Genomic DNA, 21,374 nt, shown 5'->3' on the forward strand with positions numbered 1-21,374 from the left:
TATCTCAGGGTTTTCTCCCGATGACGCAGGGGATTCCGGGGAAATCTCAGGGTGGTCGGAACGACCTGTCACCGTTAGGCTCGAACACTGTGACATCCCCCGAGGATCTGCCTGCGCCCGATGACCGTCGAGCACGCCTGCGTGCCGCCGACGCCGATCGTGAACTCGTCCACCAGATCTTGTCGGCGGCGATGGCCAGGGGCAGCCTGTCTCCGGACGAATATCAGGAACGGGCGGGTAAGGCCGTGGCGGCCAAGACTTTCGGCGAGCTCGATGCATTGACCGATGACCTGCCGGTCGGACAACTCGGGGTGCCGATGCCGTTCGTCGGCGAACCGTCGGCCAGTCGGGTGAGCCCCGGTTCCGGGCGTCGCCCCGTCGCGCACCGCGTCGCGATCATGTCCGGAGCCGAGTTGCGCGGCAACGCCACGGTCGCCGACACGCTGACCGCCACCGCGGTGATGGGCGGTGTGGAGATCGACCTGCGGGAGGTCGAGTTCACCGCACCCGTACTGACCATCCGGTGCGCAACGATCATGGGTGGTGTCGACATCACCGTGCCTCCCGACGTCACCGTCGAGATCGGTGGTTGGGCCATCATGGGCGGCTTCGGTGGCCGGGCAGCGGGCAAGGGTGTGCCGGGCGCACCAACCGTCCGGGTCGTCGGCTTTGCGCTCATGGGTGGTGTCGACGTCAAGCGCAAGGACCGCGAGTAGCGGCCGAGACGGGCGTCAGGCCAGCAGCAGCGCGATCACGGCGATCGCCGGTATCGACGCGACGGTGGTGATCAGCGCGGTGTCGCGCGCGAGTATCTGGGCGCGACGGTAGCGGGTGGCATACACCAGGACGTTCTGCGCGGTGGGTAGTGCTGCGATGACGACCTGCGCGAACAGTTCGTGGCCGGATTCGCCGAATCCCCAGCGGGCGATCACGTAGACGAGGACGGGCATCGCGATGATCTTGAGCGCCGACGCCAGCGCGATGTCGCGGCGTGGGCTCTCGCCCTTCTTGAAGACCGCGACCCCGGTCAGCGACAGCCCGAATGCCAGCAGCGCCGCCGGGACCGATGCCTCGCCCAACATCTTCAGCGGTTCCATCACCGCCGCGGGCGGAACCCACCCGATCACCGACACGATCAGCCCCGCCACCCCGCCCAGCACGATCGGATTGGTGGCCGGCCCGACGACGGCGGCCCGGATCGTGGATCGACGTGTCGCCCGGCCCAGTGCCGGATCGGTCACCGTGGCGTCGAGCGTGACCAGTGCCATCGGTGAGTAGATGAGGATCTGGAACAGGAGCAGGGGGGCGATGAACGACGCATCGTCGAGCACGAAGATGGCAATCGGGAGCCCGAGGTTGACCGAGTTCACGTAGGACGACGACAGCGCGCCGATCGCGAGTTCCGGGACTGCGCGACGCAACCACAGGCGCGCGATCACCACGTAGATTGCGCCGATTGCCAGTGCACTGCCGCCTGCGATGACAAGGGTGCGGGAGAAGATGACCGACAGGTCCGAGGTCACCAACGAATGGAAGAGCAGCGCAGGCGTACAGACGAAGAACACCAGTCTGGACAGGACCTCGTGGGCGCCGTCGCCGAGCACTCGGGTGCGGCCGAGGACGTAACCGATGCCCACCATGATGAAGATGACGGTGAATCCCGAGACGACGCCTGACACCGGACGAGTGTAGTGACTAGCCTGGACGACACATTCGCTGGTGTCGGCCCGCGCCGGGAGAGGTGACGTGATGACCTATCCACCCCGGCACTCGAATCCGGACCCTGCCGACGACGATTGGACGGCGTTGCCGCCGGTGACCCCGTACGACCAGCCCGACATGTTCGACCAGGGTCGCTTCTACCCGGCTCCTTATCCGTCGGCCCCGTATCCGTCGGCCCCGTATCCGTCTGCACCGCCGCCGTCCGGGCCGGAACCCAGGGTGTCCGAACCGCGTACGGACGGTCGAGCGGTCACGTCACTGGTCCTCGGATTGGTGTCGCTGCCCTTGATCTTCCTGTGCGCGGGACTGGCTCTGCCGCTCCCGGTCGTGGCGGTGATCCTCGGGATCGTCTCGGTCCGCGACATCCGGGCGTCGTCAGGCCGTCGGGGTGAGGGGGTGGCGATCGCCGGGATCGTCACGGGTGCGATCGGCACGGCGGCGATGGTGGCCTTCCTCGTCCTCATCGGAATCGTGGTCGTCGGCGTCTGACGTCCGAACCGTTCACTACCCTGGAGGCCGGTGGCCTCCGCCACCCGCGAGCACGCCACGCCAGCGCGCCACCAGCTTGTGACGCCGGGCGGATCAGCCCGGGAGAGGACGCAGCGATGACGAACCCCACCGACGGCACATCTGGTCCCGGGGACCGAACACCTCCCGACCCCCCGGAGAATGTCGCCGACGCGGTGACCACTCCCGGGGCCGCCACCCCGACCGACGACGGGTTCAGCGAGGTACCGCCCGATACCGAGGCCGGGTACCCCTCACCGGGCCAGGCGCACGGGGCTTACCCACAGGCGTCGCCGTACGAGGGCTCGGGGCACACACCGACCGGGCAAGCCGACGCCACGTCGGCGTACTCCGACAACCAGGCGCCGCAGCCGGGGGCGACGCCCCCACCAGGACCGACACCGCAATCCCATCCCGGGATGCCCCCGTCCGGTCAGGTTCCCCCGTACGATCCGGCGGCCCACCAGACCCCCGATCACGGTCAGACCCAGCAGTACGGTCAGGCCCAGTATGGCCAGAGCGCCCAGTACGGCCAGAGCGCCCAGTACGGCCAGACCGCCCAGTACGGCCAGACCGCCCAGTACGGTCAGGCGGCTCCGTACGGCGCGCCCTACGGGCAGGGCCCCCACTATGGTCAGTCCCCGTACACGGGAGCTCCCCAGTACGCACCGCACTACGGTGCCGTCGCCTACCCATACGCCCGGCAGACGAACGGTAAGGCGATCGCATCGCTTATCTGTGGCATCGGTTCGTTCGCCGTCTGTCCCGGCGTGCTCGGCGTCGTCGCGGTGATCCTCGGCAATTCCGCGCGTGACGAGATCGAGGCATCGGTCGGGACGCAGGAAGGTGAGGGCATGGCGAAGGCCGGCGTGATCCTCGGCTGGATCTCGATCGCGCTGGTGGTCATCTTCCTGGTCATCCTGCTGATCCTCGTCATCGTCGGCGCAGCGTCGTCGGCGTAGCCGACGTCACGCCCGACGTCGAGCGTCCCGTTTTGGACCTTCGGGCCCCGGCCCGGTAGTCTGATCTGGTTGTGTGCCGCGCCCGACCGGTTCGATTCTGCTCGGAAACGATGCTGTGACGGGACGGGCGCACCGATCGGCGGGACCAACCGGCACCATGTGTCGGCGGACTGCACAGACTTACACGTAGGAGAAGGGCTCAACCATGGCTGTACCCAAGCGCCGGATGTCGCGGGCGAATTCCCGCAGCCGTCGTTCGCAGTGGAAGGCGGAAAACCCCGCACTGCAAGAGGTGAAGGTGAACGGCGTCGCGCAGCGTATTCCGCGCCGTCTCGTGAAGGCCGCCAAGGCCGGCATCATCGATCTCGATCGCCGCTGAGCACCTTCCTCGAACTCTGACCCTCCGGTCGGAGTCGCACGGTTCCATCGGCGACCGCCTCGGGTGACACCCCGGGGCGGTCGTCGTCGTACGTATACGGTCGTCCCCGTCTGACACGATGAGCGGGTGCTGCAAGAGATCCTCAACGATGTCGGCATCGCCGTGTTCGCCGCCTCGGGCGCCATGCTCGGTGTGCGCAAGGGCTTCGACCTGTGGGGCATCGTCACCGTCGGTGCGTTGACCGGCGTCGGTGGCGGCATCCTGCGCGACGTGCTGTTGGGCATCACCCCACCGTCGTCGGTGCAGAACTGGCCGCCGATCCTGGTGGCGACCGTTGCGAGCCTGGTGGTGTTCTTCTTCCACCCGACCTTCACCCAGCTGCGCCGAAGCGTCCTCATACTCGACGCGATCGGCATGGGATTGTTCGCGACCAGCGGTGCGGCGATCGCCGTCGACCAGCACGTCAGTGCTTTCGCAGCGGCGATCGTCGGCCTGCTCACCGCCATCGGTGGTGGCATATTGCGCGATGCCCTCGCCAACGAGATCCCGCTCCTGCTGCGCCCGTCGGACCTGTACGCGGTTCCGGCGCTGATCGGTGCCACCGTCGTCGGCGTGGGCGGCACCGAGTCATCCGTGCCGATCTGGGTGTGGCTCGTCGTCGGAGCAGTGCTCGCCACCGGACTGCGGCTGGCCAGCCTTGTCTTCGGTTGGCGTCTGCCCACTGCGCCCGGTGACACCTGGCGTCACGCCGAAGACTGACGTCCGCACGCGCGAGCGAATCGCCGTCCGTCGGTGACGAAGCTACGCGGACAGCCCGTTGTCGGCGTGGGTACGGACCGGGTTCGGTCGGCCCCACAGCGGCGACGCATCGGACAGGTGCGCTGTGTCCGGCTGCTTGTCACTTCGCGCCGCCTGCTCGACGATGGCGCCGACGCGATCGACGAAGGACCGGATCGTGGCGCATCCGATATCGGTATCCGGGTATCGACACCGAAGAGCCAATCCCCGGCTGGTGCGCGAGATCCAGAACTGGGCGTCGTCGGCGGTCGTCACGGTGGAGATGTGCTGAGCGTCGACTTCGGCATGCAGCCGGGCCCCCGGAAGAGTGCGGTAGTCGACGTAGGACACCATGAAGATGTCGTCGCGAACGCGATCGAGTCCACCGAGGCTGTTGATGACCTGGGAGATCGGAACCCCGCCCAAGCGCATCGCGCGCCGGAGTTCGGGACCGGTCCGTCTGATTGTCTCCTGCAGGCAGCTGTGCGCGACGACGGTGAGAGGTGCGTTGGTGGTGAACCATCCGACCGCGGTGTACCAGGGCTCGCTGCGTCTCGTGTGCATCGGGAACAGCATGGCGAGATCGGGACCTCCGCCGAGATCGCGCACCGCGTGAGCCATGGCCGACAATACTCCGCCGTAGAGGCTCGATCCGTTGCGTCGGCACAGCGCGGCAAGACGTTGGGTCTCGTTCGTGCCCAGCAGATGTCGAACATCGACACCCTGGGCAGCACGATCCCCGGGAGCCAGACCGAGATCGAGCGGAAATGTCGGTGGTCGACCATGGTGCTCGCCGAAGAACTCCATCCATGCCCGAAGTCGAGGATCGGTGGACGCCACGTCGGTCGTCGTTGCCTCTGTCGCGCAGTAATCGACGAAGCTGCCGCTCATCGAGAGTTGATCGGCGGAGAAACTTGCAGGCTCCAGGCGGTAGCCGTGGTAGAGGCGATGGAGGTCGTCGACGATGATCGACATCGAGTAGGCGTCCACGTGGGAGTGGTCGAATCCACACAGAATGGTCGAACGGCCGCTGCGATCGATGGCGCCCAGAAGGTAGGCGGGAAAATCGAACGGGTCACATGCCGCGTCCATCGCCGACCAGATGGACCTCTGCAGCGCAGCTGAATCCGATTCGCGCACCGCAGGGTTCGGAATCAACATGAGACGTGCCGGATCGTGCTCGGTGCGCACCATCGCGTCGTCTCGCGTGGCGAAGGCGCTGTGCAGCGTGCCGTGCCTGGTGACGAGTGCGTGGTAGGCCCGGGCCAGGGCGCACCGGTCGATCGAGCCAGGCACGTCGAATGCGGTGGCCAGCCAGGTCCGGTGTTCTCCCGCTCCGGACAGATGGACGGTCTGGTTGAACGACGGGGGGACCGCCGAATCCTGGGCGACGCTGTTCGTGGCGTCGACAGACCAGGACAGGAACTCACCTGGCTCGGGGAGATAGCGGTCAATGGTGGTGACGTGCAAGGGGAGGCTCCCGGTGATCGGTGACGATATGGACGATGCCGTGTGATTCGTCTGCGGCGTTCTCCGGCGACACGGCGGGTCGATCGCCGTTGCTCGCAACATCTGTGATGAGTGTGCGCAAGTGCTCGAAGTACCGCTGGATCTGACGTTGCGCGAACGGTGTATCGGGTGTCTGGCTACCCAGGTAGAGCCTGTCGTGGTCGCGATTGATCCACACCGACGCATTGGCTGTGCGGCCTTCTCCGGTGAAGATCACGCCACGGTCGTATGCGGCGGATCCGTTTCCGGGGAACCAGCGGAAATCTATGTAAGACACCAAGTTCGGTGCGGTCACCACAGAATCGGCGGTGGCGCCCGCAGCGACCATAGCGCCCAGCGCGTGTTGGACGGGGACGGTGCCCAAACTCTTGGCCCGCTGCTGGGCGACCCGCGCGCCGGGGACGACGTCGGTGAAACTCGCTGCCCCGCGGACGCTCACCTCGATCGGTGCGAAGGCGCAGAACCAACCCTGGGCCCTGCTGAAGCGCTCATCCGCGCCACGCGTGTTGAGTACGGTCATGCCGTAATACTCTGGTCCACATCCCAGTTCGAAACCGGTGAGTGCCAGGGCGGCGAAGACCCCGGAGAGCAGGTTGCCCCCGGCGGATTTGCAGGCGGTGTCGAAAGCGGTGACCTGATCTCCCTCGAGGAGCTCCAACTCGAACGGTCGTACCGGGGCGGTCTCGCCCGGTGCGAGGCCGAGGTCGAGGGGAAACCGGGGCATGCGCAGGTCGTTGCGGGCAAACGTCTCTCGCCACTGTGAAACCTCTGGGGCGTCACCATCGAGGCGTTCGGCGATCTCCTTCTCGCGCGCGGCGTAGTCGAAGAACCCCGGTGCACCGTCCCCGGCGCGCGCGTCGCGTTCGGCCGAGCCCGCGTGCGTTCGGGCGGCGTCGTACAGGGCAGCGAGTTCGGGCAGTGCGAGGGCTTGTGACGCACCGTCACTCAATGCGTGGTCACAGCCGAGGAACATAGAGAACCCTTCGGGACGCGCGAGCACACCGAATGCCAGGCCCGGAAAGGAGTCGCTGCAGGTCTCCGATTCGAAACGTTGCCGAAGGTGGGTGTTCAGTTCCTCTGCGCAACTGATCTGTCCGGCGCCCACGACCTCGAAGGCCACGTCCTCGGGTGCGACCACGTGGCACCGGATGGTGTCGCCGTCGAAGTCGAACCAGCTGCGCAGAATCTCATGTCGGCGCACGAAGGCTTCGAGGGCCTGAGTCATCGCCGCGACATCGAGTTCACCGTCGAGTTCGGTCGCCGAGCCCAGATACGCCCGGTGCGGCGCACCGGCCGAATGCTCCCGGTGCGAACCACGGATGTGGTTCTCGGCGAGGAACGTCAATGGTCCGGTGGTCACCGGGGCTGCGGCAGCGGCAGCCCTGCACGAGGCGGTGGGTTGCCAGCGCAGCGCGACTCCAGGCGGTGGTGCCCACTGGTGCAGTGCAGTGATCTTCACGTCGTGCCTCTCGTAGTCATGCGGGTTGGCGCTCGTCGTGCTCGGGTCGTGCATGCGGGCCCAGCGACCGCTCGAATGTGTGGTGCGGGCCCGACTCGGCGATGTCCGCGATCACCGCGGCGGTGGTGTCGATCAGCAGCCGGACGTTCGCAGCCGCGGTGTCGTTGCCGGGGAAACGTGTCGAGACGGTCATGCCGGTCGGGGTGCGAGCTGCCCAGATGTAGACCTCGGTGTCCGAGCGGGTGCTGCCGCGCAGGGTCTGTGCTTTCCAGGCGGGCCATCGGCTTGCGGCCGGTACGAATCGGAGATCGAGATAGGAGATCACGAACTCGGGTTCGGCATCGGTTTCCAGGAGTTGCGCGATCCGGGGATAGGGCAGGCGAGACAGGCGTTTCGCCTCGTCCGTCCCGGCGGCCGCGGCACCGAGCGCGTCTTCGATCGAGCGGGCGCCGGCGAGGTCCACGTCCAGCGGCCCGAGACCGACATACCATCCCACCGACTCCACATACCGCGGTTCGTCCCTGGTGTGCATGGGCATCACCGCCCGCATGCGGGGGAGGCCCGTGAGTTCCCGATGAGCGAGTGCCAATGCGGTGACGACCGCGGTCTGGGTCGAATGGCCGAGTTCGCGGCACACGGAGTTGAGCGCGGCCATCTGTCCGGCGGTGGCGACCTGTCCGGCCCAACCTCTTTGTCGGACAGCGGCGGTCCGCGCACCGACCGTCGAGGTGTCCCGGTCCGCCACAGTCATCTCGAGTCCGGGTAGGCTGCCGTGGCAGGCGTCGAGAAAGCGGCGCCAACGTTGCACAGCGGCATGGTCGATCGTGAGCTCTTCGCCGACGCTGCGATTGTCGCCGCTGTGGTCCACGTGGCTTCCGGTCGTCGGCAGCTCGGGTTCGTGGCCATCCAGTTCGGCATCGTAGAGTGTCCGTAACTCATTGATGCACAGGAACATCGAGTATGCATCCATCACCGAGTGGTCGGCGGCGAACAGGATGAGGAAGGCGTTTGCGGACCGTGGGCTCGGTATGTCGGAGATCGTTGCCACAGAGCAGTGCGGCCAGGTGAGCGGCGACAGCCTGCGGTCGAATGTCGCGATCAGGTGGTCGGCGACCTCTCCGTCGGCGAAGCTGCCCAGATCGCGTCGCTGCACCTGTACGGCACCTGGGTCGAGGGTGCGGCGGACGACCTGTGAGCCGCGCGCATCCTCGTGCAGCGTGACGGTGGTGCGGAATGCCTCGTGTCGGCGCGTCCAGGAGAGCATCGTACGTTCCATCGCCGCGTGGTCGAGGGGTCGGTCGACCTCGAATACCGCTCCGAGCCATGAGTTCTCCTCTGGGTGTGAGGTTCGTCGACCGGCAGTTCGGGCGATGTGGTCCTCGTGCTCGTAGCTCAGTGGTCGGTCATCGACCGCCCACTCCTCGGGGGGCCGAATGGTGGCCGGCGTCCACTCCGTGACCGTGCCGGCGGGAAGCTCATACGCCGACAGCTCAGTGAATTTCATTGATGTGTATCCGTTTTCCCGATTCGATCGATACGTTGCGATTGGAGTGCTCATGTCCCGGACGTAGGCGTCCGGGAGCGCACGCGCACCGCGACGCCGATGGCGAGGGGAGTCGGAGCGCGAACATTCGTCGGGGTTCCACGGCGATCATAGGGTTGCGACGCGTGCATGCACATCCGTGCACGTAGGTGTGCTTCGTCACACCAATAATCTGATGTACTAGTTTGAATGTGTTGATCACGTTGTACAGCAACATGATTCGACGCAATGGTCGGAGTCTCGGTGACCGCGGCGTGGCGATGTTACCGATGTGTCAATTCGATGAAGCCCGTGTTTCGCCGAAACTGGCTGCGAGCAAAGGATTCCGATGTCAGGAGTGATTTCCGGGCCACGAGGCCCCGGTGCGACGGGACGTGTTGCGGCAATCGAATCCGGTGCGTGGCGGGTTGTCTCCGCGCAGTGACGTATTGCAGGCGTCGACGGTGCGCCTTAGCCTGGCTGCGTGGCTGTCGGGGCCGGCGTGACCGGGGAGTGGTTCGCACCTGTCATCGATCTGTCATGCGCTGCAACGCAAGGGGTTCCCGCTTGTCAATGGCGGCGAAAAGCGCTGAGACAAAACATCTTTCGACGGGCGTGAGAACCAACATGGAGAATGCTGATGAAGAATGCTGCGTTGGCGATCGACGCTGAGGGGTTGACCAGACATTTCGGCCGCGCATGCGTGGTCGATCACGTTGATCTCCGCGTCCCGGCAGGGAGCGTGTGCGCGTTGCTGGGTACCAATGGAGCGGGCAAGACGACCACGGTACGGATGCTCGCGACACTGTTGCGACCCGATGACGGGACGGCCCGGATCTTCGGGAACGACATCATCCGCCACGGTCTGGCAGTGCGGTCTCTCATCGGGCTCACCGGCCAGTACGCAACCGTGGACGAAGATCTGACGGCTGCAGAGAATCTCACCGTTTTCGGGAGGCTGGTGGGGTCCTCGCGCCGCGCGGCACGGAGTCGGGCCGACGAACTACTCGACGAGTTCGGCCTGGCAGACGTCGCCGCTCGTCCGGTACGGCAGTTCTCGGGTGGGATGCGCAGACGGCTCGATCTCGCGGCGTCGATGATCACACGACCGAGGTTGCTCTTTCTCGACGAGCCGACGACAGGGCTGGATCCACGCACCCGGGTGCAGATGTGGCACACCGTACGCGCCATGGTGGCGGCCGGGACCACCGTGCTACTGACCACCCAGTACCTCGAGGAGGCCGATCAGATCGCCGATCAGATCGCCGTCATGGACGCCGGCCGAATCATCGCGGACGGGACGGCCGAGGAACTGAAGGCCAGGTGCGGTGACACACACGTCCGACTGGAACCACGTGAACCCGGAGTTCTGTCGACGGCGGCCGCCGTGTGTGCACCGTTCGCCTCGCGGATGGTTCTGATCGACGAACCCGGGGGCTGCGTACGGGTGCCTGTGGCCGATCTCGATCGACTGCCCGAACTCCTCCTCGCCCTGCGGTCGCAGCGCGTCGAGTTGGCGTCGGTGAACGTGGACCGTCCCAGCCTCGATGAAGTGTTCTTCTCGCTCACCGGTGAGTCCGCGACGGGAGCTGCGGCGTGACCACCGCGGCCCGGTCGTCCGGGGGTGACGCCCGCGTCGTCGGCAGCGCGCCTCCGGTCAACGGGCGTGTCCGGTTGCGGACCACCATCTCTCAGTCGATGGTCATGACCGGTCGAGGGCTGTTGAAGATCCGGCACAATCCTCAGCAACTGTTCGATGTGATGGTTCTGCCCGTGGTGTTCACCGTGATGTTCTCGACAGTCTTCGGCGGTGCCATCGTCGGCGATGTACACGGCTATCTCCCCATGTTGCTCCCGGGGGTGCTGGTTCAGGTGTGTCTCGCCGCGTCGGTCGTCACGGGCGTCCAGTTGCGCGAGGACCTCGATCGCGGGGTGTTCGACCGATTCAAGTCGTTGCCGATCTCACGCATCGCGCCCCTGGCAGGAGCGTTGGCGGCCAACGCAGTTCGCTATGTCGTCGCGAGCGTCATGACGGTCGCGGTAGGCGTGGTGATGGGATACCGCCCCGGGAGTGTGTCCGGTCTCGTGACGGCCTGCATTCTCATCGTCATCGTCGCCTTCGCGCTCAGCTGGATCTTCGCGTTGGCCGGCGTTCTGCTCGACAGCGCATCGACGGTCCAGGGCGTCTCGATGCTGGTGCTCATGCCGTTGACCCTGGTGTCCAACGCGCTCGTACCCATCGACACCATGCCGCAGTGGATGCAGACCTGTGCTGCGGCGAATCCGGTGTCACACCTGGTGTCCGCGGCGCGGGCGTTGTCCCTGGGAGAACCTGCGGCACAACAGATCATCGTGACGATAGCCATCACCGTGGCAGTGCTGGCGATCGTCGTGCCCCTGACCCTGCGAACCTACGTGCGGAGAACCTGACGTGAACACCAGCGACCCCCGTCATACCGTCACCGGAGTCAACGGCGAGCCGAAGCTCTCCGTCGTCATTCCGGTATTCGACGAGCAGGACACGATCGGCGAGTGCTTGGCGCGGCTGACCGACCAGATCGACCACATCGCAGAGATCATCGTCGTGGACAACAACTCGACCGACGCGAGTATGGCGATCGTGGGGGGCCGAGCCGAAGGGCACCCGGAGATCAGGATCATCCGAGAGCCGTGCCAGGGACTCGTCTTTGCGCGTAACGCGGGCCTGGATGCCGCGACCGGAGAACTGATCGCGCGGATCGACGCCGACACCCGCGTCGGTGCGCGCTGGGCCGAGACGATCGTGGACTTCTTCGGGTCTGACATCGAACACAAGTGGTCGGCGTTGTGTGGCCGGGGAGAGGCCTACGGTGTCCCGCTGGCCGGACGATTCGATCGGTGGAAGATCAAGATCCATCCGCTGGGGCGTCGGCGAGCTCACCGGACCGTGACCGACATCCCGGTCCTGTACGGGTCGAACATGGTGGTACGGCGAGATACCTGGGAACGCATACGTTCTCGGGTCAGCATGCGGCGCGACATCTTCGAGGATGTCGACATGGGACTGTGCATCACCGAGGACGGTGGACGTAACGCGTTTCTGGCATCACTGACGGTGGGTGTCTCGGCCCGTCGGATGGAGTCGGGCCTACCTGCATTCGTGAAGTACATGAGCTTCTTGCCACGGACCTTCGCCTTGCACAGACGGTTCGCGCTGACCGCGGGGACAGCGCTGGTCTACGTCCCGGCCCTCACCGTGCTGCATGCCGTGCGGCTGGGCGCCATCCGTCTCTATGACGGCGACACCGGTCGATGGTCGGCGCGCCGAGTTCGTCGACGTTCCTCAGACCGAGTGTTGCCGTGACCATTCGTCGGTCACCTGCTCGGCGATCGTGGCCGCGGCTGCGACGGCGTGCTCCGGGTCCACGAGGCGGGCGCTCAGGTCGGATGCGGTCCGCCGTGTCTTCTCGTCCAGTGCGTGGCGCAGTGCCGCGACAAGTCTCGCGGAGTCGACGCGCGCCATCGGAAAGGAGGAACCCACATGCGATCTGGCCACCGCGTCACCCCAGATCGGCTGATCGGCACCCACCCAGGTGACGACCGTGGGGATGCCTGCGCGCAGGCCGGCAGCGACCGAACCCGCGCCGCCATGGTGTACGGCGGCGGCGCACCGTGGGAGAACGGCGTCGTGGTCGATGTGCCCGACCACACGTACCCGATCATCGTCGATTCCGGACATGAACCCGCTCCAGCCACCCGATACCAGGAGCCGAAGATCCATTTGTTCGGCGGCGGAGCGGAATGCGTCTGCGAGGTGTTCGGTGTTCGTGGGCATCATGCTGCCGAATCCCACGTAGACGGGTTCGGGACCGTTCGTGATCCAGTCGTCGAGGTCGGGGTCCGACAGGTCACCGACACCGGCGCGGTGCGCGCCGGGCAAGGTGAAGAATCCGACGAGGGGCCGGCGCGCGCGCCACTCGACCGGAAGCTGTGGGAACAGGACCGGGTCGTAGGCCTGGATCTCGGGTACGCCGGTCGCGGCGATCTGCGTCGCGAACGGTGCGCGCACCGCGGTCAGTCCCAGTTCGGCGGCGAGCGTCGCTTCGGCAGAGCGTCCGCCGCACCACAACAACCACTCGACGGCGCGCCAGCTCTCGCGGGCGACCGGAGCGGGTGCGGTGATGCCGAAATGCGTGAGAAGGGAAGTGGATCCGTTTCGACGCAGCGGACACAGGTGGAGTGGGATGTGCGGAATCCGGCGTACCCGTGCGACGTTGTGTGCGCGTTCCTGGCCGACGCTCCCGGCGATGATCGCATCAGCGTCCTCGGTCGCTTCGAGCAGGTGCTGCTGCATCGATCGCCCGCCGCGGATGCTGAGTTCGGTGACCGCCCGCAGCCTGACGACGGGGTTACGCGACTGCATCCGGTCGCGGACCAACTCCGAGACGAGTACCTCGCGGGTGCTCTCCCCATACGGCTGCGTCGGCAACCCGGTGGCGGCAGCGAAGCCCGTCAGGTCCGGCGGCACCAACATCGTCACGGTGTGCCCGCGGCCGGCCAGTTCGATGCCGAGGGCCACCGCAGGCTGGACATCACCGCGGCTGCCGTTCACGGCGACAACGTATTTCATGAGCTCCCCCAAGGTCGGTCGGGGATCAGTGTAGGCGCGGTGGCGTCCACCGGCCGGGTTCGGAGGTCGAGCCGACAGGCGGCGATCTCCGATGCAACGGTCGGGGTGGCCGGCCACATGACACAGCAGGAGGCGAGCGAATGATCACCACAACCGGGCACGCGACCCGTATCCCTCGACCATCACCGACTCCGTTGGACGGCAGGCGGATCGACGGGACCCGGCTCGGAGACGAGGACACGACGTACTGGTTCTTGTACCGAGCACTCGGATGGAGTGCCGTGCTCCAACTCGTCTGGATCATCGACGGGGCGGTTGCCGAGGAGGACCTGGACGCGATGAACGGTCACCTGGCGTCGGGACCCTTGCACAGGCGATTGGTGAGGTCACGGGTTCCGGGCGCGCGGCCGCGTTGGGAGCCTGGCGATGAGCGCCCGCCACTGTGCCTGGATCGTCATCGGGTCTCCGACGACGCGTTCGACGAGTGGGCAGCCGAGGAGATGGCAGGTGTCGACCTCGACCCCGAGCGTGGTCGATGCTGGCGATTGCGGGCCGTGGGCACGACCGAGGGCAACACCGTGATCTCGTTGTGCGCCTTGCATCTGGTGGCGGACGGGAGAACGTTGATCGCGGCCGCCGCATCCGCCATGGCCGACTCGAGCACCGCGACGACGGAGGTGGCGGTCGACGTCGGCCCCTCGGCGGCGTCGCGAGGGCTCCGCAGGCGTCCGGGTACCGATCTCGCGGATGCGTGTGCGCAGGTGATGGCCGTCGGCAAGGGTCTCCGGCGCGCCGTGTCGGCGGTAGGCCGGACGGATCCGGCGACGCCGCAGTCCGATCCGCGACCTCGCCGTGCCCCGGTGGCCGAGCGCGCTCCGCGCGCAGTCTGGAGACGGGCGACCGTGTCCGTGCCGACCGACGAGTGGGACCGCGTGGCGTCGTCTGCCGGAGGGACGTCGAACAGCCTCTTCGTCGCGGTTGTCACAGGACTGTTGCGGTCCAGCGGATATGCCCCGCTCGGAGAGGCGATCAAGGTGGGGGTTCCCGTCGACGTACGCGGTGACGTCGGTGACAGACGATCGAATGCCACTGTGGGAGTGTCGATCATGCTGACCGACGACCCGGTCCCCGGCGGGGATCTCCGGCCGATCCGGGCGGCGTGCAAAGCGGCCTACACCCGACTGGCCTCGGGGTGCAGGACCGCGGTCGCTCACCTGCAGCCGCTGGTCTGGCTGCTCCCGCCGTCGTGGCTGGTTCCGGTGGTGACCGCAGGCTCCGGGATGCCCGACGCCATGGTGTCCAACGTGGGCGAACTGCCCGACGGCATCCTGCGTCTCGGCTCTCAGGTCGCGCGACGCTTCGCTTTCCGGGGTATGGCACAGGGGGTCGAGCCGTCGATGCCCCACCGGTTCGGGGACGGCGTGCAATCGTGGCTCGTCCGGTCCTCGGATCAGGTCACGATCTCGGTGGTCGGGTGTGACGAGACGAGTTTCGAATCCGACGAGGCACTCCGGACGCTCCTGGGCGCGGAAGTGGCCGCCTGGGGACTTCCGCACGAGATCTGGTGAGAGAAGGGCGATGATGGAAACCGATCACAGAGTGCCACGGGTGACCGGAGCCGACGAATCCTATTTGTTGGCAGAGGATCTGCTCGGACTCAGTGCACCCATCCAGTTCCTGTGGGTGTTCGAGACGGATCCTGGTGAAGCCGCCGTCGAACGGCTGCGGGACTCGTTGGCCCACGGTCCCCTGCATCGGGCCGTCGATCGAACTCGGGTTCCGGCGGCGCGGCACCGCTGGGTGCGGTCGGACGCTGCACCGGTGCCGTCGGTGCCGGGACAGATCGGGGCAGGCGACGTCGGCGCCTGGGCCGAGGATCGACTCCGCGCGGCGGCTCTGCGGCCCGCCGAGGGCGTTGCGTGGCGACTGGATTCCGCAACGATCGAGTCCGGCGGCCGAGTCGTCTCACTTCTGGTGTCTCACATGGTCGCCGACGGACAGGGTGTGCACCGGGCGCTCGCCCTGGCGAACTCCGGGCAGGAAAAGGCGCTGCCGGAATCCGTCGACGGCGTGCGCAGGTTCGCCGAGGACGTCGTCGACGCAGCACGCCAGCTCGTCGCGTCCGCGGGCGCTCTGCGGGTGCTCGTCCGCGAGGCGATTCGACACCGTGGTGGACGTGCGCACAAGGTCGCCGACGAACGGCCTGCGCGGGCGCTGTCGGAATCGCAGTGCGGTCCCGACACCACTCTGGCCATCGTCGACATCGACCGAGACAGTTGGCATGCGTGTGCCGCAGAGCACGGAGGGACCGCGAACACACTGTTCACAGCGTTGCTCGCCGGGGTCATCGCACGGTCGGGATATCCGGTGAAAGGCGATCTGCGGGTGTGTATCGCGGTCGACAACCGAGCGGGTGATCCAGACGACCGGGCCAACGCGTCCGGGGGTGTGTGGATCCGGTTGCCCGACGAGGTGGAAAGCCCCGGCGGGCTCGAAAGGATACGGGCGCTGAGCAAACAGGCCTTCATCGACTACGCGGAATCCGGCGCCGAACAGGTCGCGGACAACTTGGCGCCGGTGGTACGTCTGATGCCGAAGCGACTCATCGCGAAGTCGATGGTATCGATCGCCGGGCCGGACACCACGGTGTCGAACCTCGGTGTCGCGCCGCCTGACTCACTACAGCTGGGCGGCGTGACGGCGTCGTCGTTCGGTATACGGGCGATCATGCAGGGGATGCCCGTGGGCAGAAGACGCGACCAAGGACCGGCGATCGCCTCATGGGCAGTCGAGTACGGGGAGCGGGTCACGCTGACGTTCTTCGGCATCCACCCTGACCACTTCGGTGACGCGGACGTCATGCGAAAGCTGATCGGCGACGAATTGTCTTGTTGGCGAATCGAACATCGGTTCTGGTGATCGAATGACGGCGACTGACGACATCGCGCAACCCGAGCCCGGGCCCCGTGCAGCGAGGGGCGGCGAGCACACAGCGATCGTGTTGTACGGCAGCCGCGGCGATATCCAACCGGGGATCTGCCTGGCGTTGGAGATGCAGCGGCGCGCACAACGGGTCACCCTGCTGGCGCCGCCGAACCTGGTGGATCTCGCCACGGCGGCGGGAGTGAAATGCGTAAACGGCGTGGGTCTCGACGAGCACCGGGCATGGTCGTCGGCGGAGGCGACTGCGGCGGAGAAGAGCCGTGATCCACTGGCGCGGATACGATTCGCTCTGGCAACGATACGAGCTGGTTTCGCGGCGCTCGACGATGACCTGATCGCCGCTTTCCTGGCTCCTGACGGTCCGCTGGCCGACGTGGACGCGATCGTGGCGGCGCCGTTGTGTCAGGACCGGGGCCGCACGATTGCCGAACGTCTCGCCATCCCACTGGTCGTGCTGAGATATGGACCGCTGTCGGAAAACGGTGTCGTCGGGCCGATTCCCGGTCTGTGTTCGTGGTGGCCGGCCGCGTGGAAGCGGTTGTCCTGGAGAGCCGTCGACCGTCTCACCTGGATGGCCACCGGGTGGAACGAGAATGCATTTCGCCGACGGATCGGCCTGCAGCGGGAGCGCGGACCGCTGCCGCGACGGTTGCGCAGATCGGATGCGCTGCAGATCCAGGCGTTCGATGCCGTCCTGTTTCCCGGACTCACTTCCGAATGGGGACATCTCAAGCCGGTCACGGGATTTCTCGACCTCCCTCCGGAAAGCCGAGCTGCCCTCGACGAGAGCAACACGGACAGTGCAGATCTCGTCGAGTGGCTCGCCGATGGCGATCCACCCGTGTTCATCACGTTCGGGAGTATGTCACGACGTGACCGGAATGCGGTCATCTCGATCTTGCGAGCAGCGGTCCGTCGGGCCGGTCTGCGGTGCCTCGTTGCCGGCACGGCGACCATCGGCGTGGATTCGGATGACCGAGGGGTGTACGGCGTGGCGGCCGTGGACCACTCCTTTGTGCTCCCTCGGTGTGCCGCGGCCGTCCACCATGGCGGTGCAGGCACGACCGCGGCAGTCCTACGCGCGGGCCTACCGATGCTCATCTGCGCGGTGACCGCCGACCAACCGGTCTGGGCGCACGCCGTCGCGGCGAGCGGAGCAGCAGTGGCGACGCGTGTGTCGTTTGTGAACGAGCGGACGGTCGATGCGCTGTTGCACTCGACTCTGATGCCGCAGATCCGGCAGGCAGCGGAATCGCTGGCCGAGGGAATGGTCGCATCCGACGCCGCTGTGGCGGCCGCCGCAGATCTCGTGGAGACACGTCTGCGGCGACGCGCCGCTGCGGCCTGCGCTACTGAGCGATGAGCTTGTTCACCGCACGGTTGAGGAAGTTGGGGATGAACTTCGCCGCGTTGCCGAGCACCAACGTCTGCGTGCCGACCGAGTAGCTCGTCCGATGAAGGAGCTTGTCCTGCCGAGTGGGGTGGACGGATTCCCAGACCTTGTCGGCCACCTGTTCCGGCGTGATCCGGACACCGAGGGTCTTCGTCGACTTCGCGTCGTTCTCGGCCAGTGGCGTCTTGGCCCACAGCGGCCAGATCCCGACCACTCGGATGTCGTGTGGCTCCCACTCGAGTTCGAGCGCCTCGGTCAGCCCCGCGACGTAGAACTTGGACGCGCTGTAGGTCGCGATGTCGGGCTGGCCGTAGATCGCCGACGCCGATGCGATGTTCACCAGATGCGACCCGGGGGTGGCCTTCAGGTAGGAGAAGGCGGCCTGGGCACCCAGGGTCACACCGAGCACATCGATGTCGATCTGGCGTTTGACGGCCTCGGGTGAGATCTGGTCGAGTGCGCCCGCCACCAGGATTCCCGCGTTGTTGTCGAGGACATCGAGTCGGCCGTCGGTGTGCGAGGTGAACTCGGTCAGGGCATCGGCCCACTGCTTCTCGTCACGGACATCGAGCGTGCCGACGATCCAGTCTGGGTGGTCGGCCTTCACCTTGGCCAGCGCCTCGGCGTTGACGTCGTAGACGCCGACGGTCCAGCCCTCGCGGCCGAAGCGTTCTGCCGTGGCCAGACCGATGCCCGCCGCGCCGCCCGAGATGAAGATCGATGGCATGTCCACTCCTGTCTTTGCCCTGATGAGGCGTGTTCTGCTGGAACTTACTCGTCAGTATAGTTCCGCGACTGTTTACGCTCCCGTCCACCGGTGCTAGTGTGACAACAAGCATTGACATGACATCGTGCATTGTCACAAAATTCCACCGGTTCACCTGTACTTTCTGGAGGTCGATCACGATGACGGTTGCACTCGAACACACTCGAGACGGTGACGCGGGCGACAACGTGGTGAGCGTGCCGGACCGAGGCACCGACGAGGTCTCCGAACGGTTGCTCGCCTCGGCGGCGCGGCTGTCGCGCAATGCCATGACGGAGATCGACTGGTCGGCACCGATGGACCCGACCAAATACGGCTGCAGCCCGGAGTGGTCGTCGCTGTATGGCACCGACTATTGGGACGAGTTGACCGAGGAGCAGCGCATCTCGGTCACCCGTCACGAGTTCGCGTCGATCATGAACATCGGGATCTGGTTCGAGATGATCCTGCAGGAGATGGTGATCCGCGACCAGTATCTCGGGGCCTATCACAGTCCGGAGTTCCAGTTCGCGCTCACCGAGATCGCCGACGAGTGCCGCCATTCGATCATGTTCGCGAAGGCCTCGGAGAAGATGGTCGGCACGTCGTACAAGCCGACCAGGAAGGTCGGTCGGCTCGGCAAGCTCTTCAAGCGAACTGCGAAGAACGAGGTCGCCTACGCGGGCATCCTCGTCGCCGAGGAAGTGCTCGACGTCTTCCAGCGCGGCTGCATGCGTGACGACCGGGTCCTGCCGTTCATCCGCACGGTCAACGAGATCCATGTGCTCGAGGAGTCGCGACACATGAAGTTCGCCCGCGAAGAAGTGCGTGAGTCGATGCAGGGGGTCGGCTGGACACGGCGTCAGTTCAGCGCCCTGTCGGTTGCCCTCGGTGCCTACTTCATCGTGACGAGCTTGGTGCAGAAGAAGGCCTTCGCCGATGCCGGCCTGGACGCGGATCGTGCTGTTGCGGAGATGAACTCGAACTCGCACTTCCATTCGATGATCCGCGGCAGCTGTGCGCATCTGATGGAGTTCCTCGACGACGTCGGCCTCCTCACCAAGCCTGCCATGCGGTTCTACCGGAAAGCGCACATGCTCTGATGTTCGTCATCACCCAATCCTGTTGCAGTGACGCGGCATGCGTCTCCGTGTGTCCGGTCAACTGCATTCATCCCACGCCCGAGGAGCGCGGCTTCGGCAGCTCGGACATCCTGCACATCGACCCCGAGGCCTGCATAGACTGCGGCGCCTGCGCGGATGCCTGCCCGGTCGATGCGATCTATCCCGCAGACAAACTCGGCACCCGCGACAAGGTGTTCATCGACATCAACGCCGACTACTACAAGAGCAACCCCGATGTCCGGTCGGGATGGGCCGCACACGACGAGGCGGGAGTGGTGTCCTATCCGGATATCCCGAAACTTCCTGCGGGGCTGCGGGTCGCGCTTGTCGGCACCGGGCCGTCGGGAGGCTATGCGCTGCGCACGATCCTGGATCGCACGGAGGCGTCGGTGACGGTGATCGACCGCCTGCCGACACCCGGCGGACTGGTTCGTGCCGGCGTGGCCCCGGATCACCCCGGTACGAAGGGCGTGTTGCGCGGATTCGATCTGCTCTACCGCGATCCGCGCGTCACCATGGCCACGAATGTCGAGATCGGTCCGGGTGCAGGGCAGATCAGCCCCGCCGAGTTGGCCGAGCATTTCGACGCGGTCTTCTATGCGGTCGGCGCCGCACAGTCCCGACGACTTGGCATTCCCGGTGAGGACCTACCGGGCTCGACGTCGGCAACCGATCTCGTCGCCTGGTACAACGCGGTGCCCGGCGTCGAGGCGCCGCCGATCCGCACCGGCGGCAGCGGGCGAGCCGTGGTCGTCGGGACCGGCAACGTGGCGCTCGACGTGGCGCGGATCCTGGTGTCGCCGCCGGATCTGTTGGCGACCACCGACATCGCCGACCGAGCGTTGCGGATCCTGGAACGTCAGGACGTCCACGAGGTGGTCGTGTTGGGTCGTCGCGACCAGGCCGGTGCCGCGTACACTTCGGCGGAATACCGCGCGTTGTCGGCGATCCCGGGGGTCGATGTGGTGGTGCACGACGACCCGGCCGCCGACCTGCCGGATCTGAGTCGACCGGCGGACCCGAACCGGCGGCGGATAGTGTTCCTGTTCCACACCGCGCCCGAGGAGATCGTCGGTGATGGCCACGTCGAGGGTGTCACCGTGCACACCGCGTCGAAACGACACACGATCGCCGCCGACCTCATGATCCGTTCGATCGGATACCGGTCGACCCCGATCGACGGTCTGCCGTTCGATCACGAGCGCGGGATGTTCCCGAACTCCGACGGGCGCCTGCTCGGCGACGACGGCGAGGTCGTTCCCGGCGGATACGTGCTGGGCTGGGCCAAGCGAGGGCCGAGTGGGGGCATCGGCGCCAACAAGGTGTGTGCGGAGGCGACCGTCGAGGCGTTCCTGGCCGATGCCGTCGACGGTCGATTGCGACGGTCGACCCGTGAGGCGCGAGAGTTCGCGACGCTGCTGCGTCGTCGAAGCCGTCATGTCATCGGTTATCGCGGCGTTCGGGCCATCGACACCGCCGAACGGCGCCGTGGGAAGACTCAGGGCCGTCCGCGCGTAAAGTACACCGAGGTCGCCGACATGATCGGCGCCGCCGGTCGCCGGAAACGCTGATCGGTCCAGGTCGGTGCGATCTTCTCACCAGCGTCCGGGGGATCACGCCGGCAAACCCCGTGCGGCGTGATCCCCCGGACGCTGGGCATGAACGGCCGACCATCACATCGACACCTGGTGTCGGTGAGGTCCTGACAATCGCCTTGTAACAC

At 66.4% G+C, this 21,374-nt stretch carries 19 protein-coding genes; 13 read left to right on the plus strand and 6 right to left on the minus strand.

The window, feature by feature from the left end; all coding sequences use genetic code 11:
- The first annotated feature begins 89 nt into the window (after positions 1-89).
- Entirely contained in the window at positions 90-716 is a 627-nt protein-coding gene (locus tag AAFP35_RS20220; RefSeq protein ID WP_419223437.1) for a DUF1707 SHOCT-like domain-containing protein, read from the plus strand.
- Positions 717-731: 15 nt separating this feature from the next.
- Here the strand turns inward: AAFP35_RS20220 and AAFP35_RS20225 are convergent, their stop codons facing one another.
- Complete coding sequence (locus tag AAFP35_RS20225; protein ID WP_419223438.1) at positions 732-1,679, minus strand: AEC family transporter; 948 nt, start codon at positions 1,677-1,679, stop codon at positions 732-734.
- Between the two features lie 70 nt (positions 1,680-1,749).
- On the opposite strand from AAFP35_RS20225, the gene AAFP35_RS20230 reads away from it, so the two are divergent.
- The 4 genes from AAFP35_RS20230 (at position 1,750) to AAFP35_RS20245 (ending at position 4,329) form a co-directional block, all read left to right on the plus strand.
- Positions 1,750-2,211, plus strand: coding sequence for a DUF4190 domain-containing protein (locus AAFP35_RS20230; protein ID WP_419223439.1), 462 nt, complete (start codon positions 1,750-1,752; stop codon positions 2,209-2,211).
- Between the two features lie 116 nt (positions 2,212-2,327).
- Positions 2,328-3,191 (plus strand): DUF4190 domain-containing protein, encoded by an 864-nt coding sequence (locus AAFP35_RS20235; RefSeq protein ID WP_419223440.1) that lies wholly within the window; start codon positions 2,328-2,330, stop codon positions 3,189-3,191.
- Between the two features lie 205 nt (positions 3,192-3,396).
- The gene (gene rpmF, locus AAFP35_RS20240; protein WP_419223441.1) at positions 3,397-3,570 is read left to right on the plus strand and encodes a 50S ribosomal protein L32; all 174 of its coding nucleotides are present in this window, start codon (positions 3,397-3,399) and stop codon (positions 3,568-3,570) included.
- A gap of 126 nt (positions 3,571-3,696) precedes the next feature.
- On the plus strand, positions 3,697-4,329 hold the full coding sequence (locus AAFP35_RS20245; RefSeq protein WP_419223442.1) for a trimeric intracellular cation channel family protein: 633 nt from the start codon (positions 3,697-3,699) through the stop codon (positions 4,327-4,329).
- 42 nt (positions 4,330-4,371) lie between these two features.
- Here the strand turns inward: AAFP35_RS20245 and AAFP35_RS20250 are convergent, their stop codons facing one another.
- The 3 genes from AAFP35_RS20250 to AAFP35_RS20260 are packed head-to-tail and all read right to left on the minus strand — an operon-like array spanning position 4,372 to position 8,819.
- A complete protein-coding gene (locus tag AAFP35_RS20250) occupies positions 4,372-5,817 on the minus strand; it encodes a condensation domain-containing protein (protein ID WP_419223443.1) in 1,446 nt (481 codons plus the stop codon).
- On the minus strand, positions 5,798-7,315 hold the full coding sequence (locus AAFP35_RS20255; protein ID WP_419223444.1) for a condensation domain-containing protein: 1,518 nt from the start codon (positions 7,313-7,315) through the stop codon (positions 5,798-5,800). The genes AAFP35_RS20250 and AAFP35_RS20255 overlap by 20 nt, the downstream gene beginning before the upstream one ends.
- Positions 7,316-7,331: 16 nt before the next feature.
- Positions 7,332-8,819 carry a condensation domain-containing protein gene (locus tag AAFP35_RS20260; protein WP_419223445.1) on the minus strand — a complete coding sequence of 496 codons (1,488 nt, stop codon included), beginning with the start codon at positions 8,817-8,819 and terminating at the stop codon, positions 7,332-7,334.
- A gap of 658 nt (positions 8,820-9,477) precedes the next feature.
- Between AAFP35_RS20260 and AAFP35_RS20265 the strand changes: the two genes are divergently transcribed.
- The 3 genes from AAFP35_RS20265 to AAFP35_RS20275 are packed head-to-tail and all read left to right on the plus strand — an operon-like array spanning position 9,478 to position 12,180.
- Positions 9,478-10,437 carry an ATP-binding cassette domain-containing protein gene (locus AAFP35_RS20265; protein ID WP_419223446.1) on the plus strand — a complete coding sequence of 320 codons (960 nt, stop codon included), beginning with the start codon at positions 9,478-9,480 and terminating at the stop codon, positions 10,435-10,437.
- Positions 10,434-11,267, plus strand: a complete 834-nt coding sequence (locus tag AAFP35_RS20270; RefSeq protein WP_419223447.1) for an ABC transporter permease — start codon at positions 10,434-10,436, stop codon at positions 11,265-11,267. The genes AAFP35_RS20265 and AAFP35_RS20270 overlap by 4 nt, the downstream gene beginning before the upstream one ends.
- A gap of 1 nt (position 11,268) precedes the next feature.
- Positions 11,269-12,180 (plus strand): glycosyltransferase family 2 protein, encoded by a 912-nt coding sequence (locus AAFP35_RS20275; RefSeq protein ID WP_419223448.1) that lies wholly within the window; start codon positions 11,269-11,271, stop codon positions 12,178-12,180.
- On the opposite strand, the gene AAFP35_RS20280 is transcribed toward AAFP35_RS20275, so the two are convergent.
- Positions 12,160-13,446 carry a glycosyltransferase gene (locus AAFP35_RS20280; protein WP_419223449.1) on the minus strand — a complete coding sequence of 429 codons (1,287 nt, stop codon included), beginning with the start codon at positions 13,444-13,446 and terminating at the stop codon, positions 12,160-12,162. The two genes, AAFP35_RS20275 and AAFP35_RS20280, sit on opposite strands and share 21 nt — an antisense overlap.
- Positions 13,447-13,586: 140 nt before the next feature.
- Here AAFP35_RS20280 and AAFP35_RS20285 point away from each other — a divergent pair, with 140 nt between their 5' ends.
- Genes AAFP35_RS20285 through AAFP35_RS20295 form a run of 3 tightly spaced genes read left to right on the plus strand, consistent with a single transcriptional unit; the run spans position 13,587 to position 17,752 of the window.
- The gene (locus AAFP35_RS20285; protein WP_419223450.1) at positions 13,587-15,014 is read left to right on the plus strand and encodes a hypothetical protein; all 1,428 of its coding nucleotides are present in this window, start codon (positions 13,587-13,589) and stop codon (positions 15,012-15,014) included.
- Between the two features lie 40 nt (positions 15,015-15,054).
- On the plus strand, positions 15,055-16,365 hold the full coding sequence (locus AAFP35_RS20290; RefSeq protein WP_419223451.1) for a hypothetical protein: 1,311 nt from the start codon (positions 15,055-15,057) through the stop codon (positions 16,363-16,365).
- Positions 16,366-16,369: 4 nt separating this feature from the next.
- Positions 16,370-17,752, plus strand: a complete 1,383-nt coding sequence (locus AAFP35_RS20295; RefSeq protein WP_419223452.1) for a glycosyltransferase — start codon at positions 16,370-16,372, stop codon at positions 17,750-17,752.
- Here the strand turns inward: AAFP35_RS20295 and AAFP35_RS20300 are convergent.
- On the minus strand, positions 17,739-18,509 hold the full coding sequence (locus AAFP35_RS20300) for an SDR family oxidoreductase (RefSeq protein WP_419223453.1): 771 nt from the start codon (positions 18,507-18,509) through the stop codon (positions 17,739-17,741). The genes AAFP35_RS20295 and AAFP35_RS20300 overlap by 14 nt on opposite strands.
- Positions 18,510-18,688: 179 nt before the next feature.
- Here AAFP35_RS20300 and AAFP35_RS20305 point away from each other — a divergent pair, with 179 nt between their 5' ends.
- Entirely contained in the window at positions 18,689-19,630 is a 942-nt protein-coding gene (locus AAFP35_RS20305; RefSeq protein WP_419223454.1) for an AurF N-oxygenase family protein, read from the plus strand.
- The gene (locus AAFP35_RS20310; protein WP_419223455.1) at positions 19,630-21,222 is read left to right on the plus strand and encodes an FAD-dependent oxidoreductase; all 1,593 of its coding nucleotides are present in this window, start codon (positions 19,630-19,632) and stop codon (positions 21,220-21,222) included. Before AAFP35_RS20305 ends, AAFP35_RS20310 begins: the two co-directional genes overlap by 1 nt.
- Positions 21,223-21,374 lie beyond the last annotated feature (152 nt).

Origin of the sequence: Gordonia sp. CPCC 206044, assembly GCF_048537895.1 — a bacterium.
In the GTDB taxonomy this organism is placed as follows: domain Bacteria; phylum Actinomycetota; class Actinomycetes; order Mycobacteriales; family Mycobacteriaceae; genus Gordonia.